Origin of the sequence: Bradyrhizobium jicamae (assembly GCF_001440395.1) — a bacterium.
In the GTDB taxonomy this organism is placed as follows: Bacteria; Pseudomonadota; Alphaproteobacteria; order Rhizobiales; family Xanthobacteraceae; genus Bradyrhizobium; species Bradyrhizobium jicamae.
Genome location: NZ_LLXZ01000198.1, coordinates 22,398 through 22,623, shown reverse-complemented (window position 1 = coordinate 22,623; position 226 = coordinate 22,398). Strand labels below are relative to the sequence as shown.

The following is a 226-nucleotide window of genomic DNA, read 5'->3' as shown; positions in this document are numbered from 1 at the left end:
GCCGCGATAGGGATTGATCGAGCGGTCGAAGCCGATGTCGGGCGACTCGTTCCGGGTGATGACCTTGCGCGAGGTGTCCAGCGACACCGTCGTCTTGAACGGCGGCAGATCGTCGAGGCTCTGCCAGCCATCGTCGAAGGCCACCCGCGCCTCGGCCTCGAACCGGCCACTCTGGTTGGACTGCGCGCCGCGTCCGCGCCGTCGCTGCTTTTCGATGGCGACCGCA

General features: G+C 67.7%; 1 pseudogene. It reads right to left on the bottom strand.

Going from position 1 to position 226, the window contains the following annotated elements:
- A pseudogene (locus CQ12_RS46970) lies at positions 1 to 226 on the bottom strand (PA0069 family radical SAM protein); the annotation flags it as partial.